The 23821-nt window shown below is 69.5% G+C and carries 25 protein-coding genes; 12 read left to right on the plus strand and 13 right to left on the minus strand.

All coding sequences use genetic code 11. The features are described 5' to 3' along the window. Positions 1-171: 171 nt before the first annotated feature. Positions 172-609 carry a VOC family protein gene (locus FGW37_RS01395; protein ID WP_179079352.1) on the minus strand — a complete coding sequence of 146 codons (438 nt, stop codon included), beginning with the start codon at positions 607-609 and terminating at the stop codon, positions 172-174. 196 nt (positions 610-805) lie between these two features. Between FGW37_RS01395 and FGW37_RS01400 the strand changes: the two genes are divergently transcribed. Then, positions 806-2143 carry a glycosyltransferase gene (locus FGW37_RS01400; protein WP_179079353.1) on the plus strand — a complete coding sequence of 446 codons (1338 nt, stop codon included), beginning with the start codon at positions 806-808 and terminating at the stop codon, positions 2141-2143. A 22-nt stretch (positions 2144-2165) separates the two neighbouring features. On the opposite strand, the gene FGW37_RS01405 is transcribed toward FGW37_RS01400, so the two are convergent. From FGW37_RS01405 to FGW37_RS01430, 6 genes are all read right to left on the minus strand, one after another. Next, positions 2166-3014 (minus strand): sulfotransferase domain-containing protein, encoded by an 849-nt coding sequence (locus tag FGW37_RS01405; RefSeq protein ID WP_179079354.1) that lies wholly within the window; start codon positions 3012-3014, stop codon positions 2166-2168. Positions 3015-3086: 72 nt separating this feature from the next. Continuing rightward, a complete protein-coding gene (locus FGW37_RS01410; RefSeq protein WP_179079355.1) occupies positions 3087-3866 on the minus strand; it encodes an ABC transporter ATP-binding protein in 780 nt (259 codons plus the stop codon). A gap of 15 nt (positions 3867-3881) precedes the next feature. Further along, entirely contained in the window at positions 3882-4466 is a 585-nt protein-coding gene (locus FGW37_RS01415) for a hypothetical protein (RefSeq protein WP_179079356.1), read from the minus strand. After that, complete coding sequence (locus tag FGW37_RS01420) at positions 4463-5788, minus strand: DUF7224 domain-containing protein (RefSeq protein WP_179079357.1); 1326 nt, start codon at positions 5786-5788, stop codon at positions 4463-4465. Before FGW37_RS01420 ends, FGW37_RS01415 begins: the two co-directional genes overlap by 4 nt. Positions 5789-5870: 82 nt before the next feature. Then, on the minus strand, positions 5871-6047 hold the full coding sequence (locus FGW37_RS01425) for a hypothetical protein (RefSeq protein ID WP_179079358.1): 177 nt from the start codon (positions 6045-6047) through the stop codon (positions 5871-5873). Then, positions 6044-6460 carry a hypothetical protein gene (locus FGW37_RS01430; RefSeq protein ID WP_179079359.1) on the minus strand — a complete coding sequence of 139 codons (417 nt, stop codon included), beginning with the start codon at positions 6458-6460 and terminating at the stop codon, positions 6044-6046. Before FGW37_RS01430 ends, FGW37_RS01425 begins: the two co-directional genes overlap by 4 nt. Before the next feature lie 391 nt (positions 6461-6851). Here FGW37_RS01430 and FGW37_RS01435 point away from each other — a divergent pair, with 391 nt between their 5' ends. Continuing rightward, complete coding sequence (locus FGW37_RS01435) at positions 6852-7616, plus strand: GbsR/MarR family transcriptional regulator (RefSeq protein ID WP_179079360.1); 765 nt, start codon at positions 6852-6854, stop codon at positions 7614-7616. A gap of 95 nt (positions 7617-7711) precedes the next feature. Here the strand turns inward: FGW37_RS01435 and FGW37_RS01440 are convergent, their stop codons facing one another. Together FGW37_RS01440 and FGW37_RS01445 are read right to left on the minus strand one after the other, a co-directional pair. Continuing rightward, the gene (locus tag FGW37_RS01440) at positions 7712-8758 is read right to left on the minus strand and encodes an alpha/beta hydrolase (protein ID WP_179079361.1); all 1047 of its coding nucleotides are present in this window, start codon (positions 8756-8758) and stop codon (positions 7712-7714) included. Next, complete coding sequence (locus tag FGW37_RS01445) at positions 8751-9005, minus strand: hypothetical protein (protein ID WP_179079362.1); 255 nt, start codon at positions 9003-9005, stop codon at positions 8751-8753. Before FGW37_RS01445 ends, FGW37_RS01440 begins: the two co-directional genes overlap by 8 nt. Before the next feature lie 82 nt (positions 9006-9087). On the opposite strand from FGW37_RS01445, the gene FGW37_RS01450 reads away from it, so the two are divergent. Continuing rightward, a complete protein-coding gene (locus tag FGW37_RS01450) occupies positions 9088-9690 on the plus strand; it encodes a TetR/AcrR family transcriptional regulator (RefSeq protein ID WP_179079363.1) in 603 nt (200 codons plus the stop codon). Positions 9691-9822: 132 nt separating this feature from the next. On the opposite strand, the gene FGW37_RS01455 is transcribed toward FGW37_RS01450, so the two are convergent. Together FGW37_RS01455 and FGW37_RS01460 are read right to left on the minus strand one after the other, a co-directional pair. Then, positions 9823-10488 (minus strand): response regulator, encoded by a 666-nt coding sequence (locus FGW37_RS01455; protein ID WP_343066974.1) that lies wholly within the window; start codon positions 10486-10488, stop codon positions 9823-9825. A gap of 66 nt (positions 10489-10554) precedes the next feature. Next, positions 10555-11742: a sensor histidine kinase gene (locus FGW37_RS01460; RefSeq protein ID WP_179079364.1), complete on the minus strand. Its 1188-nt coding sequence runs from the start codon at positions 11740-11742 to the stop codon at positions 10555-10557. A 386-nt stretch (positions 11743-12128) separates the two neighbouring features. Here FGW37_RS01460 and FGW37_RS01465 point away from each other — a divergent pair, with 386 nt between their 5' ends. Next, positions 12129-13178, plus strand: coding sequence for a hypothetical protein (locus FGW37_RS01465; RefSeq protein ID WP_179079365.1), 1050 nt, complete (start codon positions 12129-12131; stop codon positions 13176-13178). Positions 13179-13292: 114 nt separating this feature from the next. Here FGW37_RS01465 and FGW37_RS01470 read toward each other — a convergent pair whose 3' ends face one another. Together FGW37_RS01470 and FGW37_RS01475 are read right to left on the minus strand one after the other, a co-directional pair. Continuing rightward, positions 13293-14549 carry a sensor histidine kinase gene (locus FGW37_RS01470; protein WP_179079366.1) on the minus strand — a complete coding sequence of 419 codons (1257 nt, stop codon included), beginning with the start codon at positions 14547-14549 and terminating at the stop codon, positions 13293-13295. Between the two features lie 7 nt (positions 14550-14556). Beyond that, positions 14557-15237 (minus strand): response regulator, encoded by a 681-nt coding sequence (locus FGW37_RS01475; protein ID WP_179079367.1) that lies wholly within the window; start codon positions 15235-15237, stop codon positions 14557-14559. Positions 15238-15491: 254 nt separating this feature from the next. Here FGW37_RS01475 and FGW37_RS01480 point away from each other — a divergent pair, with 254 nt between their 5' ends. The 8 genes from FGW37_RS01480 to FGW37_RS01515 all read left to right on the plus strand — a co-directional run bounded on the left by FGW37_RS01480 (position 15492) and on the right by FGW37_RS01515 (position 23817). After that, complete coding sequence (locus tag FGW37_RS01480) at positions 15492-15779, plus strand: hypothetical protein (protein WP_179079368.1); 288 nt, start codon at positions 15492-15494, stop codon at positions 15777-15779. After that, the gene (locus tag FGW37_RS01485; RefSeq protein WP_179079369.1) at positions 15776-16168 is read left to right on the plus strand and encodes a tail fiber domain-containing protein; all 393 of its coding nucleotides are present in this window, start codon (positions 15776-15778) and stop codon (positions 16166-16168) included. Before FGW37_RS01480 ends, FGW37_RS01485 begins: the two co-directional genes overlap by 4 nt. Positions 16169-16538: 370 nt before the next feature. Continuing rightward, positions 16539-17831 (plus strand): hypothetical protein, encoded by a 1293-nt coding sequence (locus FGW37_RS01490; RefSeq protein ID WP_179079370.1) that lies wholly within the window; start codon positions 16539-16541, stop codon positions 17829-17831. A 254-nt stretch (positions 17832-18085) separates the two neighbouring features. After that, positions 18086-19039, plus strand: a complete 954-nt coding sequence (locus FGW37_RS33075) for a hypothetical protein (RefSeq protein ID WP_246430204.1) — start codon at positions 18086-18088, stop codon at positions 19037-19039. Positions 19040-19083: 44 nt separating this feature from the next. Then, entirely contained in the window at positions 19084-19455 is a 372-nt protein-coding gene (locus FGW37_RS01500; protein ID WP_179079371.1) for a hypothetical protein, read from the plus strand. A gap of 73 nt (positions 19456-19528) precedes the next feature. After that, entirely contained in the window at positions 19529-20989 is a 1461-nt protein-coding gene (locus tag FGW37_RS01505) for a hypothetical protein (protein ID WP_179079372.1), read from the plus strand. A gap of 3 nt (positions 20990-20992) precedes the next feature. Beyond that, a complete protein-coding gene (locus tag FGW37_RS01510; RefSeq protein WP_179079373.1) occupies positions 20993-22021 on the plus strand; it encodes a polyprenyl synthetase family protein in 1029 nt (342 codons plus the stop codon). Between the two features lie 59 nt (positions 22022-22080). Further along, entirely contained in the window at positions 22081-23817 is a 1737-nt protein-coding gene (locus FGW37_RS01515; protein WP_246430205.1) for a hypothetical protein, read from the plus strand. The last annotated feature ends 4 nt before the right edge of the window (positions 23818-23821 follow it).

Consider the following 23821-nt stretch of genomic DNA (forward strand, 5'->3'; position numbering starts at 1 on the left):
CGGCGACGACTCCCCGGTCCCAGGCTCGCGAGGTCGACCAAACGACGCCGTCGACCGCAGAAGGAGAGGTCCGCCGTGGCGAACAAGATCTACGCCGTCAGCATGGGCAACAGCTATATCTCGGGCGAGGGCCCCTCCGGCCCGTCACGGAGCAGTCTTGAACCGCCCCGCTCAGTCGAGACAGAACTCGTTGCCCTCGATGTCCTGCATCACGAGGCACGACTCGTTGTCGTCATCGGCAAGCAGCAGCCGCACCCGTACCGCGCCGAGCGCGACCAGTCGTGAGCATTCGGCCTCAAGTGCGGCCACGCGCTCTTCACCCACGAGCCCGGTGCCGACCCTCACGTCGATATGCACCCGGTTCTTGGCGACCTTGCCTTCGGGAACGCGCTGGAAGTACAGGCGCGGACCCACACCTGAGGGGTCAGCGCATGATGCGGACGCCGGACCCTGATGCTCAACGGGCTGTGCGCGATCGAAATCGTCCCAAGTGGCGAACCCCTCCGGTGGCGGCGGTGCGACGTACCCCAGCACCTCGGACCAGAAGCGAGCGACGCGCTCGGGTTCTGCGCAGTCGAAGGTGATTTGGATCTGCTTGATCGACTCCATCGGCCCATCGTAGGGGCCGGAGTCTTTCGTCGTCTCTTCATATACGGGGTGTCCGGGGCGCACATCGTGCGCCGGGTGGTGTCCGAGTGCGTCGAGGGGTGTCCGTGAGACCCCGGAAGCAGGGTGCGCAGAGGTGGATCCGGTGTTTCGTCCGGGTAGCCCACAAGTCGGGCGAGAGTGATGAAAGGGGCACCTTGTGAGGCTCGCCGTGGTCGCACTGGACACGATCACCCAATATGTCGCCGTTGCCGTCGCCGTGTTCACGGGCGTCTACAACATCTCGCTCCTCGCCCTGGGCATCGTCCTCTCCCGCCGCGCCGACGGCTCCCTGCGCGGGCAGCTGAAGCTGGCACACGCGCGGCCCGTCGCGCTCCCCGCCGGCTGGAGCGTCTTCGTCCTCGTTCCCTGCCTGAACGAGGAGCGCGTCATCGCCAACACACTGCGCTGTCTGCTCGACGGACAGCCGGGCGTACGCATCGTCGTCGTCGATGACGGCAGCGACGACGCCACCGCCCGCGTCGTGCATGCCGTTGGCGGTGACCGCATCACCCTGGTCCGCAGGACACCGCCCGCCGCCCGGCAGGGCAAGGGCGCCGCCCTCAACACCGGGCTGCGCACGGTGCGCGAGCACGCTGCGAAGGAGGGCCTGGATACGAGCCGGGTACTGGTATGCGTGCTGGACGCCGATGGCCGGATGACACCGGGCGCCGCAAGCCGGGTGACGCATCGGTTCACGGACCCGGCGGTGGGCGGGGCCCAGCTGGCGGTGCGTATCCGCGGCAGACACCACTGGGCGCTGCGGCTGCAGGACCTCGAGTTCTGGGCCCTGAGCGCGCTGACCCAGTTCGGCCGGATCGCCACCGGCACGGTGAGCATAGGCGGCAACGGCCAGTTCAGCCGGCTCTCCGCCCTCGACGGCATCGGGTCGCACCCCTGGTCGGACTCCCTGACCGAGGACCTCGACCTGGGTATCAGCCTCGCGGCCCGGGGCTGGACGGTCACCTCCACCACCACGGGCTTCGTCTCCCAGCAAGGACTGACCAGCCCACGCCGCCTGCTACGTCAGCGCACCCGCTGGTACCACGGCCACATGAGCGCCATCAGACGCCTGCCGGAACTCTGGGCCCGGGCCGCCGTCGGCCTCCCGGGCCGCGTCGAACTCACCGGCTACCTGCTCGTCCCGTACCTCGTCACCCTCCCCGCCTCGGTCGTCCAGCATTACGCGGTCCTCCGCGCGTTGTGCGGGAACGGCGTCGGCGTGCCCCACCTCGTACCCGGCGCGAACTGGCTGAACGTCCTGGCCTGGCAGTCACTCCCCTTCGCCGCCTACCTGCTTTCGGCGTTGCTCTACTGGCACCGCACCGACGACCTGCCGGCTTGGAAGGCCGTCTGCTGGTCTCCCGCCGTCACGGTCTGCATATACCTTGGATTCGCGGCCTGTTGGTGTGCTTTGTGGCAGATCATCACCCGGCGCAGACACTGGGCCAAGACCGAACGCGCGGTGGAGGCGCCCGTCACGAGCGATGCCCCCTGAACCTCCCCGCGGAGGCGCGGATTCACAGCGCCGGCGGAGCGGAGGCGTCCGCTGCGAGGGCCGCCGGCCACCACTCCGGTGCGAGGAGCCGGCGGACGGCCTCCTCCACAGAGGCGGTCTGCGGTCCGGTCAGATACTCGCGGTACCCGCCGACGACGCCGCGCCGCGTCTTGTACGAGTCGGGGTTCCCGGGCACGGCGGGCCGGAGCCGGTCCGTGTCCAGGGCGTCGGAGAGCTCCATGGCGCGCATCGACGTGAAGTCCGCGAAGTCCACCGCGGCGCGCAGCACCTCCTCCCCGGCCGCCGGCAGGCCGCAGAAGTCCAGCACGCGGGAGAGCTCTCCTGCGGTGTCGGCCGTCAGCCGCTCGTATGAGGTGAGCAGGAATCCGGCGGGTACGTCCTGCTCGGCGTACCAGATGTCCCAGAAGGCCAGGCACGTGCTGACGCTGCCCCGCTCCTCGGCCAGGAAAGAGCCGATCCCGCCGGTGTAGGGCCGGCCGGGCCAGTAGGCCTTCTGGAAGTAGCGGGAGACGGCGACGTCCCGGATGTCGCGGACGAGAAGCACCACCTTCCGGTCGTGGTAGAAGCCCTTGTCCCGGGACACCTCGGCGGGGGTGCGCCATGCCACGCGGTCGTCGTGCCAGAAGACGATGCGCGGAACGGCCGGTTCGGCGTCGCTGAATCGGGTCAGGTCCAGGTTCCGGCAGACCGCCATCGGAATGCCGCGGGCTTCCGAGACCGCCTTGGCCATCAGCACCCGCAGCCAGGTCCGGCCGCACTTCGGGAACGAGAGGATGTAGACGTCGCCGTCCGCGTCGATGGATGGCGCGGCGTTGTCCGGGAGCGGTGTGTTGTCCGGGAGCGGAGTCATGGAGGTGAGGTTCCCTGCCCCGGCCCGGATCACCCGCCGGTGACGGGCTCGCCGCGCTCGCCGCCCCCGCCGTCAGGCCTTCCTCCCGGTGGAGGCGGTCCCCCTACGGTCCATGCCCCGGCGCCGGGCCGCGACCGTGGTGTACGCGGCTTCCGCCCGGCGTGCCGGTGAGGCATCGTCGGTCGCGTGGGTGAGGAAGTCCGCGGTGGTGCCGGTGAACATGATGTGCCCGTCGGTGAGCACGGTGACGTGCCGGGCCTCTTCGTCGAGGTCGCCGACGTCGTGCGTGGACATCAGCACCCGCACGTTCGCTGTGGCCAGGCCGAGGACCAGGTCGCGGAAGACCCGGCGCTGTTCCGGGTCCAATCCTGCGGTCGGCTCGTCCAGGAGCAGCACGGTGGCGTCGTGGACGAGCGCGGAGGCGACTCCCAGTCGACGGAGCTGGCCGCCGGAGAGGTGCTTGGTCCTCGTGTTCTCGCGGGCGGAGAGTTCGACGCGGGTGAGGGCGGTGCGGGCGGCTTCCCAGGCGTCGCTCCGGTTCATGCCTTTGAGCCAGCCGGTGTAGGCGACTTGTTCGCGGGCGGTGAGGCCGGTCATGGCGGTGACGGCCTGGGGCATCCATGCGACGCGCTGCCGGTATTCGCGGCTGTGCGAGGGGAGCCGGCCCAGGCTCACGTGTCCCGCTGTAGGTCTGACCGCACCCGCGGCGAGCTTGAGCAGCGTCGATTTTCCGGCGCCGTTGGGGCCCAGGAGGACGGTGAGGCCTTCAGGGACGGTGTAGGTCAGCTGGTCGAGGACCGGTGGGGTCCTGCGTCCGTAGGCGAAAGTGCATGCGTCGAGGTGGATCGGCATGGCCGGAGGGTGTCCTTAAAGACGGGGCCGGTGGCGGGCGTACGCGGCCAGGCCGGCGGCGAAGGTGACGAGGGCGGCGGCCAGGGCGGGGAGGTCGGCCGGGGGCCGGGGCAGGACCGTCCACGGGTAGGGGTGGTGGAAGCGGTCGAAGCCGGCGAGGAGCACCATGGCGATCCATCCGACCGGGACGGCCACCGCGCCCTGGGGAACGGCGGTGTGGAAGAGAAGCATCAGACCGGTCAGGAACAGTGTGTTGCGCCCGGTGGACCAGGCATCGTCACTGCCGGAGGCCTGGCCGGTCAGGCAGCCCACGACGGTGGCGAAGGCGGCGGTGGCCAGGACGAGGAAGGCGTCGTACCGGAGCACCGGCCGCAACGCGGTCGCCTCGGCCTCCTCCAGGCGGGAGGTGAGGCTCAGCATCAGGCCCGAGGCCACCGGCACGGGCGCGAGCAGGACGACCTGGAAGTCGTTGGACCCTCCGGTCAGCAGCGAAGGGAACTCCACCGCGACGCCGTCGAACGCTGCGGCCACCACGGCCGAGACCACCAGGCACGGGACCAGGACGGCCGGGATCCGCCGGGCCTTGAACCACCAGGTCACGATGCGGTGTCCTTGCCCGCGTTGGCACAGGCCTTCATCAACTCGTGCTCGTACCACGCGCTCTGCTGCTCCTTGGGCAGTGCGCGGGCCTTGGCGACGCGGCGCTTCATCACGTCCATCACCTCGTCATGGTTCTGGAACTGCTGCAGCTGCTGCTTCTGCCAGGCCAGGTAACGCTCGTCCGCGCCGGCGACCGTGGCCGCCCACAGCGTGGCCGAACGCGAGTTGACCTGGTCGGTGCGCGAGCAGGGAAAGCGGACGGACTTCAGCACCGCGTTGAGGCGGACCGTCTCGGGGTGGACCGACTTGGACAGGGGAAGCCACCACTGCTCGCCGGTGGAGCGTGTGCTCGAGCGTCCGGCTGCCAGGGTGTCGTTGACGGCCTCCGGCACGGGAGCGGCGACACCGGCGTCACGCAGCGCGGCCACGGCGCGGGTGATCTCCTGCCGCAGGCCGCCCACGTCGGCTTGGACGGCCTGGGGCACGCAGACGCGTGGGTGATCGCCTGCGCAGTCGAGCGGCGCGTTGTTCACCGACAACGGGCCCACGGCTCCCCAGGAATGGACGTGGGCCACGCAGGCGGCCATGACCGCCAGGGCCGCGGCACACGCCGTGCTGCGCAGCGCGATGCGGGCCCTCTTCGCGGCCGGCGCAATCCAGGCCAGGGCGCAGAACGCCGCGAGGGACCCGGCGAACAGCAGGTGCGGCCACAGGCCGGAGAAGGGGACGAGTTCGCCGAACAGGAGCCCCTCGGTGTACTGGCCCGAGATGTGCCGCGGCCACAGCCGCTCGCTGTCGGAGGCGGACCAGCCCACGAGGTAGAGCACCGCGGCGCCCAGCAGCGGAGCGGAGACGGCCCGGTGCACCCGCAATCCGATGGTGAAGCCGATCGTGGCGTACGCGCAGACCAGGAGCATGCCCATGATCAGCAGGGGGAGGGCGTCGACGGTGGGCCACGTGCCCGCCTCGGCCAGGGCCATCACGACCGGGAGCAGGAGCATCCCCCAGCCGACCATCACGCCCGGCAGCAGGGTCTCGGCCGCTATGCGGTGGCGGGACCTGGCCGGCGCCAGCAGCCATATCCGGTCCTTCTTCAGCCGGCCGGCCTCCCAGGCCCCGAGCGCGACCGCGACCGCGTAGGCGAGCCAGTAGCAGGTGTCCAACGCCCGCGCCACGAGGGAGGGCGCCCAGCTCGGCCCGTCCAGCAGGTCCGTGTACCCGGGATCCTGATGCATGGACTTGAAGTACAGGAGGACGACGGCCAGGCACACGGGTGCCAGCCACAGGGCACTGCTGGTGCGCCATCGGGCGAAGCGTCTCACGATCCGGCTCCGGAGGGTGAACGGGCCACGCCACCCCTCTCGCGGGTGGCGTGGCGATGAGTCGCGGTCAGGAGGCGGGCGTTCAGTCGGCCTTCGAGGTGTCCACGTGCACCTTCCTCACGCCGAGCTGGATGTAGGGGCTGTCATCGAATCCGCCGATCTCTTTGATCTGGAAGAAGTGGTTGCCGCTGGCCAGGCCGTGCCACTGGCCGTTGCTCGTCTTGTTGTCACCCTTGAAGCAGTTCGTGAACTTCTTCACCCCCCATGACCGGTCCCTGCCGAACGAGATGTCCTGGCGCAGGTCGACGTGGGTGGAATAGTGCCGGCCACCGGGCTGCCCGTACCGGCCCAGCAGTCGGTGAACAGCACTTGCGAGTATGACTCGTCCTTCCATCTGCGTGACTGGAATCCCGCCTTGGCCCCGCTGATCCGGCTACGGAAGTTGGCCAACGCGATCGGCTCCGCCGACGGGTCGTCGACCGGAAGCGACACCGCGTCCTCGGCCGGCGAGGCCGGGACCGTGTCGTCGTCCTCCACCACGGCGGAAGCGACCGGAGCGGTGCCGCCCTGCGGCGGCTCCTGAGCCGACACCGCCTGCACTCCCCCCGCCAGGGCCGCCGACACCACCGCCGCGACGACGGCGCTTCGCGCCTTGACCGTGCGACTACGCATGAATCCTCCCCATTACTGAACTCTGTTCGGACGCCGAGCAGAAAGACCGGAGACGACTGCCGAAAGGGGCCCGTTTCAAGCACGCGTCGGTCATTGCGCCGACAACGAGAACTGCATGCCCGATACCGGCTGCGCGCGCCTCTCCGCGGCTTGAGGTGCTGTGTATTTCCGTCGGCCCCGTGCCGCCTTCGACCTGCGGGAAAACGTATGCAGCATTGCCGGCACCGTCAATGTCCGGGGTGCAGAGCTCGCCTGAACGCGCAGGTGGGCGGCCTGAATTGTTGCAACGATGGTGACGGTTAATGCAAGAGCGGCCGACACCCTGTTGCAATGAGCCGGATGTGAAACGCACACTGGTCCCCCGAATCCGGACCACACGAGGTGACCACCCATGCCCGGAAGCAGGCTGACCCGGCAGGAACGTCAGGACATCGCGGCAGGACTGGCCGGCGGGCTTTCGTACACCGAGATCGCCAAAAGCCTGCACCGGCCGACGTCGACCATCACCAGGGAAGTACTGCGCAACGGCGGTCCCGCCGAGTACCGGGCAGGCCGTGCGCACCACGCGACCGAGCAGCGTGCCCAGCGGAGCAGACGCGCCGGTAGCCGCAAGTCGCCGGACTCCGCCCCGGCCACCGCCGCTCCCGGGCGGGACGAGGAAGCGTTGCGCGACTTCGAGCAGAGGCTCGCAGAGCTCTCGGTCGGCATGGGTATGCCCCGGATGATGGCCGCCGTGCTCGCCTGTCTGTACACCACCGACTCGGGGAGTCTCACCACCGCCGACCTCGTCCGGCACCTACGGGTCAGCCCGGCATCGATCTCCAAGGCCACCGTCTACCTCGAAGGACAGGACCTGCTCCGGCGCGAGCGCGACGGCCGGCACCGGCACTACCGGTACGTCATCGACGACGGCTTGTGGTACCGGGCCATGCTGTCCAGCATCCGGCTCAACGGCGCCCTCGCCGAGGCCGCTCGTGAAGGCGCCGGCCTCCTCGGGGCGGATACGCCCGCCGGGTGCCGGCTGGAGGAGCTGAGCCAGGTCCTCGAACTCCTCGACCACCACCTGCTCCGGTCGATCGAGGAGTGGCGGCACATCCGCTCGGCCGGGCGGACACCACGAACCGTCGGAGTCGGCGGCCTCACCGGCGCCCGATAGCGCGGGGCGTGCTCACACCCGGGCGGCCTGACGCGGCGGAACCGGTGCCATCCCGGCGGGGCAGCGCCCCCGGAAGTCTCGCCCGGAGCGTCCTGTCACGCCAGGCCCGCAAGGATCGCGGCCAAGGGGGCCGGGTCGGCGGGTCCGAGGTGCGGGGCGCGCAGGGAGTGGACGTCGAATCGGTTGCCGGGTGTCGCCGCGTCGGCCTCCTTGATCATCCGGCCCTGGAGGGCGGGAGGAATGCTGCGGTCGACGGTGAAGCGGACGTAGCTGCGGGGGATGCGGCCCCAGGTCGCCGGGTGGCCGCGGGCGTCGTCACGGATGAGTGAGGCCGATTCGTCCGGCTCGAAGGTGTTGAGCGCGTTGCGGAAGGCCGCGTCGTCGTAATCCGCTGCGAAGGCGGCCTTCGCCTTGGCGAGGAAGCCGGCGTCCGCCGAGCGCCAGTTATTACGGAGGACGCCGGTCCGCTCGGGACTGCCCACGCTCGGAATGGTGGGGAGCAGTGTCGTCCTCCCCTCCGGGACCAGGAAGCAGTCGAGGATGGTGCGTATCCGGACGCAGCAGAACGCCGACAGGTACACCATCCGCGCTATCGCGTCCGGCACCTGATTGCCCACCCTGGTGATCGTGGCACCGCCCATGCTGTGGCCGACCAGGATGACGGGCCCCTGCCGGGCGATGCGGCGCACGACGCCCACGACGTGGCGGGCGTTGTCCTCCAGCGTCGCCTTGGAGAGGACCGGTGACGGGGCGGTCGCGAACGCGGCCAGGTCCTGCGGTGCCTGGTAGGAGAGCGGGAAGTTCGCCCGTGCTCCGTGGCCGGGGAGGTCCACGGCAAGCGCGCGGTGGCCCTCCAGGGCGAGCGCGGCGATCAGGGGGGCGAAGGCGTAGGCGTTGCTGTTGGCACCGTGCACGAGGAGGAAGGTCGGCTGCTGCTTCCTGGTCGCGCCCTCCTGCCTCCCGGCGTGCGCACTGAGCAGAGCGCCCGCCGCGGCGCCCGCGCCGGCCGCGGCGACCACCGTCCCGGCCCGCCGCAGCAGGCGTCGCCGGGCGACTCCAGGGGCCGGGACGTCCTCCCGGGACGTCCCACCGGGCGAGGGCGTGCTCGCCGGATCGGGCGAAGCGTTCGCCGGCTCAGGCATGTGCTCGCCGTTCCGCGCGGCGTACGACCGCTGCCCGGGCGAGGAGTACCGCACCGACGGCGCCGACCACCAGGTCGGTCCACTGCGGCAGTCCCGCGCCCCGGAGGAGACCGGCCACACCGAAGCCGGTGTTCCACAGCGCCTCGGTGAGGGCCGAGCCGAAACCCTGCACGAACAGAATCGCCCCCAGGAGCGGGCGGGTGCGCTGCCAACTGCTGTGACGGTGTTGCCCCGTGCTGCGCGTCATGGTCATGCCGTTTCCTCCGGTCGTCCGGCCAAGAGATTCGATACGCTCGTATCGATACGAAAGTATCACTAGAATCGGAGGCATGCCCAGACAGGTGGATTACGACAGCCGGCGGCGTCAGATCGTGGCGGCGGCCTTCGCCCTCATCAGCGAACGGGGACTGGAGGGGGTGACCATGCGCGACGTCGCGGCACGGGCCGGCGTCTCGGTCGGAGCCGTGCAGCGTTCCTTCCCCAGCAAGGAAGAGATGATGGTCGCCACCGTGGAGGACATGAACGAGCGGGTCAGCGCGCGTGTGCAAGGCCGGATCGCAGGATCCGCCGACCCGGATTCGGCCGCCACGATGCTGCAGCACACCCTCGCCGGCATCATGCCGCACGACGAGCCGACCTTGGCGGAGAGCCGGGTCTGGCTCGCCTTCGCCGCCCACGCGGCCGTCACCCCCGCCCTGGCAGCCGTCCAACGCAAGCAGTACGAGGGGCTTGCGGAACTCGTCGCCCTGCTGCTCCGCACGGCGCAGGCGGCCGGAGACGTCCGCTCCGACATCGATACCGACCAGGAGGCGGGCGCCCTGATCGCCCTCACCGACGGACTCAACATGCAGATCCTGATGGGCCGGCACACCCCGGACTCGGCGCTGGCGACGCTGGACCGACGACTCGCCGCACTCCGGCCCGCCGAGTGAGCGAGCGGTTCGGCTCGACGGGCGGGCCCTGCGGCCGGCCCACCGTCTTCGCCGGCGTCACCCGCGATGTGGCCGACACCGCTGGACCGATGCCATGCAAAGGGCGCCGCGCCCTGCCGGCAGACGGTGTTTTCAGCGCTCGAGTCCGGCGCGGTAGGCCAGTCGTGCAGCCTGTACACGGTTGTCGGCCCCCAGTTTTGTGAGGAGACGGCTCACTTGTCCTTTCACCGTGCCTTCGGTGATGTGGAGGGACTTGCCGATGTCGGCGTTCGACAGGCCGCGTCCCACCAGGCGCAGGACTTGGAGTTCCCGTTCTGTCAGCGAGGCCAGGGCCTTCTCTTCCCGGGGGTCCAGTTGCGGTGCCTGTTGGGCCAGCGTGTCCATGACTCTGCCGGTGACGGCCGGGTCCAGCGTCGCCTTGCCTGCTGCCACGTCGAGTACCGCCCGGATCACGTCTTCCGGCAGGGTGTCCTTGAGGAGGAAGCCGCTGGCTCCTGCGCGCACTGCCTCGTCGACGTATTCGTCCTCTCCGAAGGTGGTGAGGATGACCACGCGCGGTGGGTGTGACAGTGCCCGCAGCTCCCGTGTGGCTTTCAGCCCGTCCATTCCCGGCATGCGGATGTCGATCAGCGCGACGTCGGGTGAGAAGCGGCGGGCGGCCTCCACCGCGCTGTGCCCGTCCCATGCCTGGGCCACCACGTGCAGTTCCTCGCTGGATTCGAGCACGTCGTTGAGCCCCCGGCGGACGATCTCACTGTCGTCGGCCACCAGGACTTGGATCACCCTTGCCGCATTCATCGCCGAGTCTCCGTCTGTGTTCGCACGGCTGGTCCCGCCCGGGGAACCTGCGTTGTACGGCCTACGCTACGGCGCCGCTCGGCGCTCTCCCGCGTGAGGCGCCCCGGGGTGTGTCGGGATGTGGGCCTCGACCTTGAAGCCGTTGTCATGGGGGCCGGCGGTGAGGGTGCCCCCGAGCAGGGCGGCGCGTTCTTCGAGGCCGATGAGGCCGTTGCCGCCGCTGGGCAGTTCGTCGTCGGCCTCGGGCCGGGTGGGTGGTCCGTTGGTGACACTGATGTGGACTCCGTCGAGCCTGCAGTCGACGGTGAGGGTGACCGTGGCTCCGGGGGCGTGTTTGGCGACGTTGGTGAGGCTTTCCTGAGCAATACGGTAGATCGCGCGCTGCACGGGGGGAGGCAGGGTCTCCGGGTGTCCGTTCACTTCAAACCGGGCGTCTTGGCCGCGGGAGGTGGCTCTTTCGACGAGTCTGTGCAGCTGTGAGGCGTCGGGTTGCGGCACGCGGGGGGCGCGTCGGCGATTCCGCCCGGGGGTGAGGATGCCGAGGGTGTCGCGCAGTTCCTCCAGCGCCTGGTGCCCCTCGTCGTGGATCTCCTCGGCGGCCCGGGCGACATCAGGCGCCGAGCGAGCGGGCGGGCTGACCTTGAGAGCGCCGGCTGTGAGCACGATGTTGCTGATGCGGTGGGCCACGATGTCGTGCATCTCGCGGGCGATGCGGGCACGCTCGTCCACCTGCGCGCGTTCGACCAGCAGGTGCTGCTCGCGTTCGAGTCCTTCGGCCTTCGCCCGGGCCTCTGCAGCGAGGGCGCGTCGGATGGCGACGGTCTGGCCCACGACCAGCATTCCGAGGACCAGGGCCAGGATGTACAAGGTTTCCCGCAGGTTACCGGTCGGCCGACTGGTCAGCAGAGAGAGGAAGAGAGTGGCGCACGCCGCCAGGGCCTGCAGGATCAGGGTGCGTGTCCTGCGGTAGGCGGCGCCGACGGTGTACATCGCCACAGCCAGGGACGTGGGGGTGAAAGCAACCACGAAGCCGACCATGATCGCTACGGCCACCGGTCCCGGGTACCGCCGTCGCCACCACAGCAGTACGCCGACCATCCCCGAGACGGCCGCGATGACGGGCACCGGGGCGTTGCCGAGCAGGCCGTTGGTGCCCTTGATCCAGCTGTTCAGGACACTGACGGTCACGACGGCGCCGACCAGGACCGCATCAGCCGTCCGGGGTGACCAGCGGGAAACTCGTTCCTGCGCCACCAAACCACCGTAAGACCATCGCACGGCCTTCGGCTGCCCGGCCGGTCAGCGGCTCCGCGGCAAACACGGCGCCGGAGGACTCCGCGGCGCTGCTGCTGTCCGAGGTGGTCTCCAACGCCGTCCGCTACACGGCCGGAGCCACGATCACAGTAGTCGTGGCCCACGACGAGGCCCACGGGACCATCGCAGGGCCACTCCCTCCTTTAGTAGGGGGTAAAACCGCCCTTCGTCGGGCGAAAGAGGTATCCGGCCGTCATTAGGCTGCAGAGCGGGCGTCGGGGCGGGGGTGCGGCGGGCACGCCTTGATTCTGACGCGTGAGCTCCTACGCCCGAACATCGGCCGACCGGCCGGTAAATTTCCAATAAATGTGACAGAAGGAAACACCATGTTTCATTCGGTTCGCCGACGCGCCATCAATGCGGCCCTCGTCACCACGATGGCTGTGACCGGTGGCTACGCAGCCTCCTCCACGGCACATGCCTCCGATAAGCTGACCGGCCTCCGGCTGTACTCTCCGGCGGGGGTTTCCGGGCAGCATTGCATGATGTTCTACCACAGCGACGGTTATGACCACATCATGGACTGCAGCAACCCCAACACCCACCTTTTCGCCATCACGGAAACCAGCCAGCGCGGCCATTACACGCTTTCCTACGACGGTCAAGAACTCCGCCTGAATCCTGCATTCGGGGATTTCGGGGGCGCGCTCAGGTTCCGCGAGCAAGGAGCGGGCTCCACCGAATTCCTTGTCGACCCGGACGGCACTGTCCGGACCACGGACGGCAATTTCCTCACCTTCACCGATGGTCCGCAGAGTACCGGCCACAACGGCACGGACGCCTTTGGTGTGCATATCAAGGCGCGCGAATACGCGAACGCTCAAGACCGCCTCAAGCTGCAGACTCCGGATGGCAAGCCCGCCGAGCCGGCGGGCAACCAGGTCGTCATCGGGGCACCTCACATCAAGGGTGCTGATTGCAGCGTCGGAGATTTCGGTAACCACACCCCGACATGGTCGAAGAAGGCCGATGTCCAGCTCCCCACCAATGGCCGCCTGCCGGCCGGGACAAGGCTGTACACATCCGGGAAGGAGGGCACGTACTACTTCATGCCACTCCTGCCCGTATCGGGGGCGGCGGAGACCTACAAGGGCAAGAGTTGGCCGATCCTGCCGGAGTCGAGAATGGTGGAGCTCGATGGTAAGCACAGTGGTGAGGTCATCTCTTTGACCGCCGGCGGCAAGGACTCGGGGCAGGCGAACGGAAAACTGGCCGCCAATGAGGAGACCAGGACCGTGGAGTTCTTCTACGTCACCCCCGACGGTCACCGAAGCGAGGTATCCAAGGTCCACTTCTCCGACCATGCCGGATTTTGGTGCAGTGCGGACATCACCAGCAATGGCCCGACCGAGGGTCAGATTGTACACTCCTCCTGATCTCGACAACTCCCTCTTTCCTGAGTAGCAGGCGGCGCCTCGGCTACTGGTGGCAGGATAGGAGCGTGCCGGAATGACTGATGGGCGGCCCTGATGAGGCCGCCCATCAGTCATTCAGCTCCTCCAGCTATTGATCTGCGGCATTGACCGATCGGATATCTCAAGGACGGGGCCACGGTCAGGACCGCAGCCACCTCGCTGGTCACCGGCGGCGGGTACGGGGATGCTCGCGTGAGTGCGAAAGCCACCGCCGGGCTCCTGGCCGGCGGTGAAAGTGCCGCCGAGGAGGCGGACGCGTTCGGCCAGGCCGACGAGGCCGCTTCCGCTGCCGGGCACCTCCGCATGGGCCGCACGGTGTGGCGGTTCGTTGACGACCTCCACGGTGGCGTGGCGACCGGTGAGCCCGAGGGTGACGGCGACGGGGGCCCCGGGGGCATGTTTGAGGGCATTGGTGAGGGATTCCTGGACGACCCGGTAGACGGCTCGCTGCAGGGTGTCGGGCAGGGTGGCGCGGTCGGCCCCGTCCGGCATGGTGAGGTCGACGCGGATCTGGCCGGCGGTGCGGGCGGAGTCGATGAGCTCGGGCAGGTCGCGGAGGGTCGGCTGGGGCGTGCGGGGGGACATACCGGGGGTGTGGGCGGCGTGGAGTACGCCGAGGATGTCCCTGAGGTCGGCCAGGGCCTGCTGGCCGTAAGTGCGGATCTGACGGGCCTGTTCGGCGACGTGGTCGGTGGTGAGCCGGGCGGTGACTTCCAGGGCGCCGGCGGACAGCACGACATGGCTGACCCGGTGGGAGACCACGTCGTGCATCTCGCGGGCGATCCGGGCGCGTTCGGTGTCGCGGGCGTGCTCGGCCGTCAGCCGCTGCTCCTTTTCCAGGTGCTGTGCCTGGTGGCGCAGGCTCTCGGTGAGGTCGTGGCGCAGGCCGGCGGCGGAGCCGAGAGCGAGAGGGCCGATGACGAAGGCGAGGGTGTAGGCGATTCCGCGGGCCTCGGGGTCGCTCACGTTGACTGCGACGGTGCCGGCATGGACGACCGTGCCCGCCACGGCCACGGCGACCAGGGCCGCCCGGCGCCGACGGTAGCGATGGCCCAGGGTGTACATCATCACGGCGAACGCGGCCGGGGTGAATGTCGTCAGGTGGGCGAGCGTGACCGGGCCGGCGACCGCCGGCGGGAAGGTGCGCCGCAGAACGACGCAGGCGCCGGTCACGCCGGCGACGACGGCGGCCGCGGCCACGTGGCCGGTGAGCAGCCCGTTGGAGCGGCTCCAGAAGGTGTTGGCCAGGCCGGTGAGCACGCACAGGACGGCGATCACCACATCGGCCCTGCCCGGCCGAGCAGCGTTCGGTGCGTGAGGTGCGGTCACCACGGTGGCATCAGGCATGGCCGGGGTGCCGGCCATGGGCGGGCTTGGTCAGGCCCGCGTCGTGCGCGCGGATGGCGGCCTGCACCCGGTTGTCGGCTCCGAGTTTGTCCAGAATACGGCTGACGTGCCCCTTGACCGTGGCTTCTCCCAGGAACAGTTCGGCGGCGATGCCCCCGTTGGAGTACCCGCGCCCCAGCAGGGCCAGGACCTCCCTCTCCCGGAAGGTCAGCGAGTCCAGCCGGGCCCGCTCCTGTGCGCTCAGCACGGGTATGTGGTGGGCGAAGACGGCGATGAGCCGGCGGGTGACGGCCGGTGAGAGCAGGGCGTCGCCGGCCATGACCACCCGGACCGCCTCCAGCAGCTCGGCGGGGCCGGTGTCCTTGAGCAGGAACCCCACCGCCCCCGTGCGCAGCCCCTCAGCGACGTACTCGTCCAGGCCGAAGGTCGTCAGGATGATCACCTTCGGCCTGGAGGGAAGCGCGTTGATCTCCCGCGTGGCGGCCAGGCCGTCCATCCGCGGCATCCGGATGTCCATGATCACCACGTCCGGCAGGAGGCGCCGTGCGTCCGCCACCCCGGCAACGCCATCGGTCGCCTCGGCGATCACCGTGATATCGGGAGCCGATTCCAGGATGGCGCGCATTCCCTGCCGCACGATCGCATCGTCATCGACCAGCAACACCTTGATCATGCCGCCGTCGCCTTTCACACCGCTCGGATTCCGGGAACACGAACAGCTTCGCAGCGCCGCGCCCGGCCTGCGCGCCTCGAAAGTAGTGGGTGACTCCCTCCTTTGGTAGGGCTGCCACGGTTCCCTTGGCAGGGGGTCGAAACTGCCGTACGGCAGGCCAAAACGGCACTCTCGCGGCGTCAGGCTGGATGGGCAGGCACCCGGGACGAAACCGAAACCGGGGCCGTGATCACACCCAGCACAAGGAGTTCCTGATGAAGAAGAACACCCTCCGTACGACCGTTGTCACCCTCGGCGCGGGCGCGACCCTCCTGAGCATCGCGAGCCTGGCGTCCGCCGCCGTCGCTTCCGACCCGTCCCCCGCCAAGGCGCCCTCCGTCCAGATGGCCGAAGGCCAGGAGTGCACTCCGCTCGACAAGCTCCCCGGCGGTGTCTGCGACCCGACCAAGGAGATCGACCCCAGCGTCCCGGAGCCCTCGCGCAACCCGAGCGACCGCAACGTCAAGACCGACATCGTCGAGGCCGACTGGACGCGCCGGTGACCTGCACGGAGAGCCAGGCCACTGCCTGCGTCCCCCGTCTGACCGTCAACAGCCACGCGGGCCCCGGCAACGTCGCCGGATCCGACGAAGCGGTCAACGGCTTCGAGGTTCTCGACAAGGTCTCGGCCCTGCCGATCGGCACCTGGCGGTACTCCTGGGAATCCCCCGGGATCCGGCACCTCGGGCCCATGTCCCAGGACTTCACGGCAGCCTTCGGCCTCGGCCGCTACGACACCAGCATCGACTGCGTCGACATCAACGGCGTCGCCCTCCTCGCCATCCAGGCACTCCACCGCCTGGTCAACGAACTGCGCGAAGAACTGGAATCCCTCCGTAGCGCCCCGCAGCCGTCCTCTCCTCAAGAAGTGGCTCGCCAAGGCCGGGACTGATCAGGCGGGAGGCGGCTGCCTGATCGTCACCCCTTCGCACCGCTACCGGCACCGCCCAGGTCGGGGCGCCTCCGGCTTTCCTCGGGGCGCCCCCTCGGGATCGCGCCAAACACCGCCGGCCCGCAAGGCCGCGGATTGCGCGGAACGGGGAGGCCGGCGCGCACCGACCTGCTGTACCCAGGAGTAACGGGACACCGGGGACGTGTCGTAAATTCTCCTGCGGTCTTGAACGGGCCGCGGCAGTCGCACCATCATCGCTTCCGTCGCCCATGCCACGTCGTCATGCCCGGAATCGCCATGCCGAAGCCGCTCCGGGCTCTTTTCCATGGGCCGACCCGACCGCCGGTAAAGAACTGCAAAAGGAGTACGCATGAATTGCGACCTCATGGTGGGGGCCGATGTCGGCGTCGTGAACGCGACATCCAAGGAGGTCTACGGACAGCTCTATCCGCAGTACTTCACCGGCTCGCAGCCCTTCGACCTGGAGGGCGTCAGCTTCACGGTCTCCTGGGACGTCAAGGAGGCCCCGGTCTTCGACCTGACCCCGCCGTCGTTCGCCGAAGAGACCTTACGGGCGCACCTCACCGCGGAGCGGGCCGTCGGTCAGGCCACCGGGTCCGAACTGACCGAGCACGTCGCCGCCCTGCGTGACTCGCTGGACGGGAGCACCTTCCGGGTGCGCCTGAACCAGGTGCACATCAAGATCGACTCCGGGGACGGGAACCTCGCCGAGGAGGACGTCGCGGTCACCGTCGACGTCCAGGCCACGACGTCCGGCACCGGCCTGTTCAGCCTCAATCCCCTCAGGGCCACAGCCGACGCACCGAGCAAAGTCGACAAGATCTTCCTGGACAAGGTGGTGCTCCCCAACGTCCTGGACCAGTCCCGGAAGGTCCTGTCGGGCATCACGCTGCCCGCTCCGCAGATCCCGGGCCTGTCGCTGTCGACGCCGGTCCCGGTCATCCAGCCACAGCGAGCCGTCGCCGCCCTGAACCTGGCGGAACACGGCACGCCGCAGCCCCCGTTCCCCGACAGCTGGCCGCAGAAGCCCTTCTTCGCCCTCCTCGGGCGGGACGCGGTCGAGCGCATCGCGCAGGTGGCGACCGCGTACCTGGAAGGGAAGCCCTTCCACGCCGGTGACAGCAAGGACTTCGCGGGCAGCAGCGCGTACTACAAGGCCGACGTCTCCATGCACAACGTCCGGTGCGAGGTCGTGTGGGACGACGTGCCGACCGTGCGCGTCCGCACGGCCGTCTCCGGCAGCGGCAGCGCCGGCATCAACTGGATCTGGGGCGGGTCGACCGACGCGTTCTTCGACCTCTCCCTGGAGCCCGATCCGACCGTCACGCTCTCCCTGGCCATGTCGGGTACGACGCTCAAGGCCACGGCCGTGGACGTGAGTTCCTTCGACCTCAAGCTCGTGCCCACGCGCGGCGACATCGTCAGCCTGATCGTCTCGTGGGTCGTCGACGCCCTGTCCTCGACGTTCGGCGGCATCGTGAGGAGCGCGCTGCGGGGCGTCAAGTTCCCCGTGGGCGACTTCCCGGCCATCCCCGTCGACGTGGACCCCGTCCACCTCGACGTGACGCCGACGGACCTGACCCTGGCACGCTTCGGTGACGCGCTCGCGCTCCAGGGCGACGTGACCGTCACCAAGCGGTAGGCGAATTCACAGACCAGGTGCCGGGCCCCCTGGACCTCCTCCGGCCTACGGGCCCGGCAGCGGGTGAATTTCGGCATGTTCGGCAATTCCTGCCGCAGCACCACCTGTTCGGGTTTTCGCTGCGCATTATTTCATTGAATTCAGAACGAACAGAAACGCTGGAACGGCTTGTTCACCCGCATCGGAAACCGGCCCCCGACAATGGCCGGGAACCGATTGTTTCTCCCTCCGCACAGCCCCTTAGATCGGCTGCCGTGACCGAAACGCCATATGACCTCGCACTCGGAATCCACGCCGACGCACTCAACTCGGGACTCACGTCCCTGCACAGCGGGCACCGTGCCGTTTTCCAGGGCAGCTACGGCCCCCAGACCATCGACGACATCGCCTACACCTTCGCCTGGGACTTCCTGCAGCCGCCCGAGCTCGTCCTGGAGAAACCGGCTGCCGAGATCTGGAGCAAGATGATCAAGGCGCAGGGTGTCACGGACCTGCCCGACTCGGGAGTCCTCCAGATCCACGCCCCGCAGCTGCAGGTGGACGGCACCATCGCCGGCGATGCCCTCCCCCAGGGCTTCAGCGAGGTCAAAGTCGCCGTCCAGGCCAAGGTCGACGGCGGCGGCATCACCGTCGTACCGCTGGGTGTGTGGCTGTCCGAGATCCCGGACCCGTACACGAGGATCATGGTCGAGAAGGTGATCGTGCCGAACATCCTCGACCAGGCGAAGCACCTGGTGAGCGGCCTGAAGCTGCCCGTGCAGGACCTTTTCGGCCAGCACATCACCCTCACCCCCGTCCTCCTGGACGTCACCGGGACGCACCTGGTCCTCACAGCGACTGCAGAAGCCGGCCAGGCACCTACCGGCACCGCCGCTCCCGCCGGCGCGGCCACCGGCGCGGCCACCGACTGGCCGTCGGACAAGCAGGTCTTCCTCCTCGTCGGCCGGAGCCTGCTGGCCCGCCTGCTGCAGGGAGCCCTCGACCAGTGGCGGGACACACAGCTGGCCGACGACGACAAGACCGTGACCGGGGTCGCCTCAGTCTGGTGGAAAGCGAAGTTCCGGAAGGCCGACAACGTGAAGGTCGACGAGAACGACCCGACCACCGTCTCGGCCGACTTCGACATCCCCTGGTCCGTCGGCGTGGATCTGTTCCCCATCGCCCCGGGCAAGGGCTGCGCCCTGTTCAAGGCCTCCCAGGAGTCCTGAGCCCCTCTCCCCCGTCACTCCCTCACTCCAGGAGGTCCGCACCCGTGGATCCGCTGCTCGACTTCGAGGTCGTCCTCGACCCCCAGGAACCCGGCGTCACCTTCAAGGCCACCGGCCTGACGGACACGGCCCTGTCCGCGACGCTGGAGCAGATCGTCCTCAACTCGGTCTCGCTGGTACCCCTGTCCGATGCCGCCAAGCTGGTCGCCGTCCCCGCCAATGCCCTGGCCCTCCTGGCCCCGGGCGTCCTGAAGAAGGCGCTGGAGGGCAAGAAGAGCGTCGACATCCCGCTCAACAAGCCGTTGGGCACCGACATCACCATCAAGGACCAGACCGTGTCCGTGAAGCTGACGTCGCCGGAACTGGGCTCCCACGACGGGATGCTCATGGTCAGCGGCACGTTCGTCGTCTCCTGAACCGTCCCGCGTCAACCGTCCCCGTCCCCGTCCCCGCATGCCCTCGGCCGGACCGACCACCTCAGGAGACCCCTTGAGCACGCCCCAGTCCCCACAGCCCGGCGACGCCCGGCCCGGCCGCGAGGCCGAGACCCTGCACCTCGCCGACACACCCGGCTACCCCCTCGCCCGCAGCGTGGAGATGCCCGGCGCCCTCGGCTACCCCACCGGCTCGCTGAGCTTCCGCCTCGGTGCGCTCCGGTTACGCGCCGAGGGACAGCCGCAGGCCCTCGCCGAGGAGACCCGCGGCGGCACCCGCCGCATCACCCACCGCATCCCCGCCCTCGTCCTCACCGGGCGCTACGCCCTCGACGCCCGGCCCGACGAGATCCGGGCGATCGACACCGCCGGGAACCTGCGCCCGCTCTCGGCCGAGGCGCGGCAGCCCACCCTGCCCGCCGGGGCGCGTGCCGTCCCCGTCAGCCACCCGGACGACGAGACCGTCGGCAAGTGGACCCGCCGCGCCGACGCCCACCGCACCAAGCTGATGAAGACCGAGAACGGCCGCGAGATGCTCCGCCAGTACGGCACGCACAACGAGAGCTACTACGACATCTTCAACGGCAGTTCCACGGCGTCCCGCAACCTGCGGGATCTATGGGCCGAGAACGGCATCACGCAGCGCATGTCGCAGCACACCTATGACACGACGGACCCGGACGAGGCCGCCGGCGCCCCACCGTCCGCCGGCGAGCAGCAGCAGCAGCAGCAGCAGCAGCAGCAGCCGGTCAACGACTGGCAGGACCCGAAGGAGGGTGGCACGTACAACGGGCATGCCTGGCAGCGACGGCTCGTAGTGCAGACCGCGCTCGCCACCGAAGCCGCCCGGTACCGGAGGAAGGGGGATCAGAAAACGGCGGACCGCCTCATCGCTGCGGCCAAGGCCGCCGAGGGCTTCTCCAAGTCGGTCCAGCTGGACACGGGCAACGACGACTCGCGGACCATCCCGATGACCCAGGACGATGTCTACACCACCATCGACCAGCACTCCGGGGAACTGCCGGCGGTCTCGGACGCGGAGATGGCCCGCTACAACGGACTCGCCACGTTCACCGACGGGGAGGTGCAAGCCCCCCAGGCGGAACAGGAGGATCAGCCGGAAGAACCGGAGGACTGGATCACACTGTCCGACGAGGACCGCGCCATCATCCGGAAGTTCGGCTCCGCCGCCTACCACGACTTGGCGCAGCAGGGGCCGCCGGCCACCGACACCCTGCACACCGGCGACTGCACGGCGCGGCTCGAGGACGTCCGCATCACCACCCGTCTCGCGCCCGGCGGTGCACCGGCGGACGTGACGGTGGAGCTGCCGGACCTCGCCCTGGGCATCGACGACGAGGAGTGGCGGGGGTCGGCCGCCGACGTGGCCCGCGAACGCCTCGCGGCCATGCGGTTCGTGCACACGCTGCTGCAGGACGCCATTGCCGAGACCGTCCGCCACGCCGCCTTCACCGGCATCGCCGGATACGCCCACCCGCAGGACGGGCGGTCCTGACCCGTGCTCATCCTCGATACGACCGCTCCCGCCGAGGACGTCCTCGGCGGGGTGTGGACGAACCTGCTCGCCGACGACCTGCCGCGCTTCGAGGAGTTCCTCGAACAGGCCCTGGCCCCGCAGCAGGAGTACCTCACCGACGGCGAGCGGGCTCTGTACCGGCACGGCAAGCGGCTGCGCCCGGCCGTCCTGCTGCTGACCGCCCGCATGGTGCACGGCCCCGGGCCGCTTCCCGACAAGGTGCTCCAAGGCGCCGTCTCCCTGGAGATGCTGCACGTGGCGACGCTCATCCACGACGACATCGTGGACGGCGCCGCCCTGCGCCGCGGACTGCCCTCGGTCAACGCCGCGCGCGGTACCGAGGCCGCGGTGCTCGTCGGCGACCTGCAGTTCGTCCAGGCCATTCGCGGCTTCGTGGGGACGATCGACCGGGACAGCGACATGGGCCTGATCGAGATCGTCCTCGACACCGCGTTCCAGGTCGGCTGCGGGGAGCTCGACGAACTGGGCACGGATCTCTCCCAGGACCCGGAGCTGCTGGCCGGGACCTACTGGCGCACCGCCGACCGCAAGACCGCCGCCCTGTTCGGGCTCGCGGCGGAGGCCGGGGTGACGCTGGCCGGCGGGCGCGGCGGCGACGCCCGCCGGGCCGGTTTCTACGGCCGCCGGCTCGGCCGTGCCCTGCAGGTCATGGACGACCTGTTCGACCTCGCCCAGGACGAGGCCGGCTCCGGCAAGCCGCGCGGCATGGACCTGCTGCGCCGCCGCGCCTCCCTGCCCCTGATCTACGCCATGCAGGAGTGGGGCCCGGACCACGCGGTCAGCCGCATCATGCGCGGCGAGGCCACCGAGCCCGGCGCACTGGAGCGCACGCTCGCCGAGGTCCGCAGCGGTACCGGCTTCTCCCGCGCGTACGCCGACGCCCGTGCCCAGGCTCTGGAGGCCGTCGAGCTGCTGCGCCCCTTCCCTGCCGGACGGTACCGCTACGCCCTGGAGGACCTGGCCTTGCACGTCGTGGACCGCGGGGTCTGAGCAGCACGGCAGCCCGTCCCCGACCGACCGACGACACCGAGAACCCGGAGGAGAGCTCTGTGGCCACCGAGCTGATCGACTTCATCTACGCCACCATGTACAAGCGCGTCAACGACCCCGACAGCCCCTACTGGTTGCCCACCGTCCTCAAGGACGTCCGCACGCTCGACGGCCGCACGCTGAATCCCCTGAGCGTCGACGAGTGGGACATCGGGCAGCTGGAAGGCACAGAGGGGAAGACCATCGGCGACGCCATCAGCGGTGCGTGGTGGGTGTTCCTGGGCGGCGCCTTCGACGACGCGAAAGACCGCGGCGTTCCCGATCTCCCGGACGACCTCGACCCCTTCACAAGCCAGCGCGATGCCGACCACCCCTACCCGTCGCTGTCTCTGACCGGCCTCACCGTAGAGGGGTTGCCGAACGCCTCGGTCGGGGAGCTGCAACACCTCACCCCCACCGAGAACGGCTACCGGGGCACGGTCCGCGTCACCACCGCGGCGTACGACACGCACGGCTGGCAGAAGCAGATCACCATCAAGGGCACGTACAGCCTGGTCCAGCACGTCGTGGTGATCGACAAGCCCAAGGGCGGGGACCTGAAGCCGCCTACGAAGGTCGTGGTCAAGGGACTTGAGGGGGTGGAGTGGCCGCGTCAGGAGATCGAGGGCCACGGCCCGTTCACCGTGACGGTCCAGGACCTCGCCTTCGACGTGGTGCTGCGCGCCGAGGCCACGGGCACCGGTGCGGGCCGCGCCCCGCAGCTGACCGTGGAGTCGATCACCGTCGCGTCGCAACCGGCGTTCCGCCTCGATGACTTGGCCATCGAGGGCAGCACGGTCGATCCCGACACCCTCGACATCTGGAAGCAGGCGGCGGTCGACGCCTTCAACAGCCCCGACGCCGGCCAGGCCCTCACCGCGAAGCTCGCCGGCACCCTCACCGACCGCTCCTTCCGCGACCAGTTCTCCTCCACGGTCACCGCCCAGCTGGCCAAGGCGCTGGACGGCGTGCTCGGCGCGGTGCCTGCGGGCGGCCTGCCCTCGGACGACAGCGGCTTCCCGGCGAAGTACGGGCCGCTGGAGGTCTACCTCTTCGACCGCCTGCGGGCCTCCGTGAACGACACCGGCTCCGGCTTCTACCCCCCGGCCGTCGTCCTCGGCGCGACCAGTCCCACGCTGGAGCCGTACGACGTCGGGGACATCGACCTCGGCTCGTACAAGATCGGCGTCGCGACGGCCTCCCTCGGTTTCAAGGGCGGCACGATCAAGGGCATCTCCAACGTCCTCATCCCCGTCAAGGACGCCGCCCTCACCGACGGGGGCATCGGGGCGGCCCTCAGGTTCGGCCGGCTCCCCGGCGCCGCGAAGGTTCCCCCGCCCCCGCTCACCATCACGGGTACGGGTGTCGTCTCCTTCCCCGACGCCGCGGCTGCGGCTGCGGCTGCGGAACACGCCGCGGTGCGCGACGACTCCACGATCGAGGGCGACATCACCGTCACCATCGACCAGCCCTCGGCGACGGCCGCCCTGTCCTTCACCGGTCGCGACGCCGACGAGCTCACCATCGGCCTGGACGCGCTCACCCTCGCCATCGCCACAAAGGACCTGCAGGTCACGATCCACCTCAAGGAACCCAGTCCCCTGGCAAAGATCATCCAGCAGGTACTGAACAAGGACGAGGTCAAACAGAAGATCATCGCGGGGGTGCAGGGCGCGGCGGACACCCACCGTGCCGACATCGCCAAGGAGCTCACCGACAACGCCCGTGCGGTCATCCACGCCAAGCTCAAGGGCTGAACTC

The organism is Streptomyces rectiverticillatus, assembly GCF_013394065.1.
GTDB lineage: Bacteria > Actinomycetota > Actinomycetes > Streptomycetales > Streptomycetaceae > Streptomyces > Streptomyces rectiverticillatus.

Coding starts and splice junctions, on each gene's coding strand:
- FGW37_RS01430 (WP_179079359.1), bottom strand. CDS start 6,460: ATGCGTAGTCGCACGGTCAAGGCGCGAAGCGCCGTCGTCGCGGCGGTG.
- FGW37_RS01455 (WP_343066974.1), bottom strand. CDS start 10,488: ATGAATGCGGCAAGGGTGATCCAAGTCCTGGTGGCCGACGACAGTGAG.
- FGW37_RS01440 (WP_179079361.1), bottom strand. CDS start 8,758: ATGCCTGAGCCGGCGAACGCTTCGCCCGATCCGGCGAGCACGCCCTCG.
- FGW37_RS01410 (WP_179079355.1), bottom strand. CDS start 3,866: ATGCCGATCCACCTCGACGCATGCACTTTCGCCTACGGACGCAGGACC.
- FGW37_RS01480 (WP_179079368.1), top strand. CDS start 15,492: ATGAAGAAGAACACCCTCCGTACGACCGTTGTCACCCTCGGCGCGGGC.
- FGW37_RS01405 (WP_179079354.1), bottom strand. CDS start 3,014: ATGACTCCGCTCCCGGACAACACACCGCTCCCGGACAACGCCGCGCCA.
- FGW37_RS01445 (WP_179079362.1), bottom strand. CDS start 9,005: ATGACGCGCAGCACGGGGCAACACCGTCACAGCAGTTGGCAGCGCACC.
- FGW37_RS01450 (WP_179079363.1), top strand. CDS start 9,088: ATGCCCAGACAGGTGGATTACGACAGCCGGCGGCGTCAGATCGTGGCG.
- FGW37_RS01435 (WP_179079360.1), top strand. CDS start 6,852: ATGCCCGGAAGCAGGCTGACCCGGCAGGAACGTCAGGACATCGCGGCA.
- FGW37_RS01490 (WP_179079370.1), top strand. CDS start 16,539: ATGAATTGCGACCTCATGGTGGGGGCCGATGTCGGCGTCGTGAACGCG.
- FGW37_RS01475 (WP_179079367.1), bottom strand. CDS start 15,237: ATGATCAAGGTGTTGCTGGTCGATGACGATGCGATCGTGCGGCAGGGA.
- FGW37_RS01395 (WP_179079352.1), bottom strand. CDS start 609: ATGGAGTCGATCAAGCAGATCCAAATCACCTTCGACTGCGCAGAACCC.
- FGW37_RS01465 (WP_179079365.1), top strand. CDS start 12,129: ATGTTTCATTCGGTTCGCCGACGCGCCATCAATGCGGCCCTCGTCACC.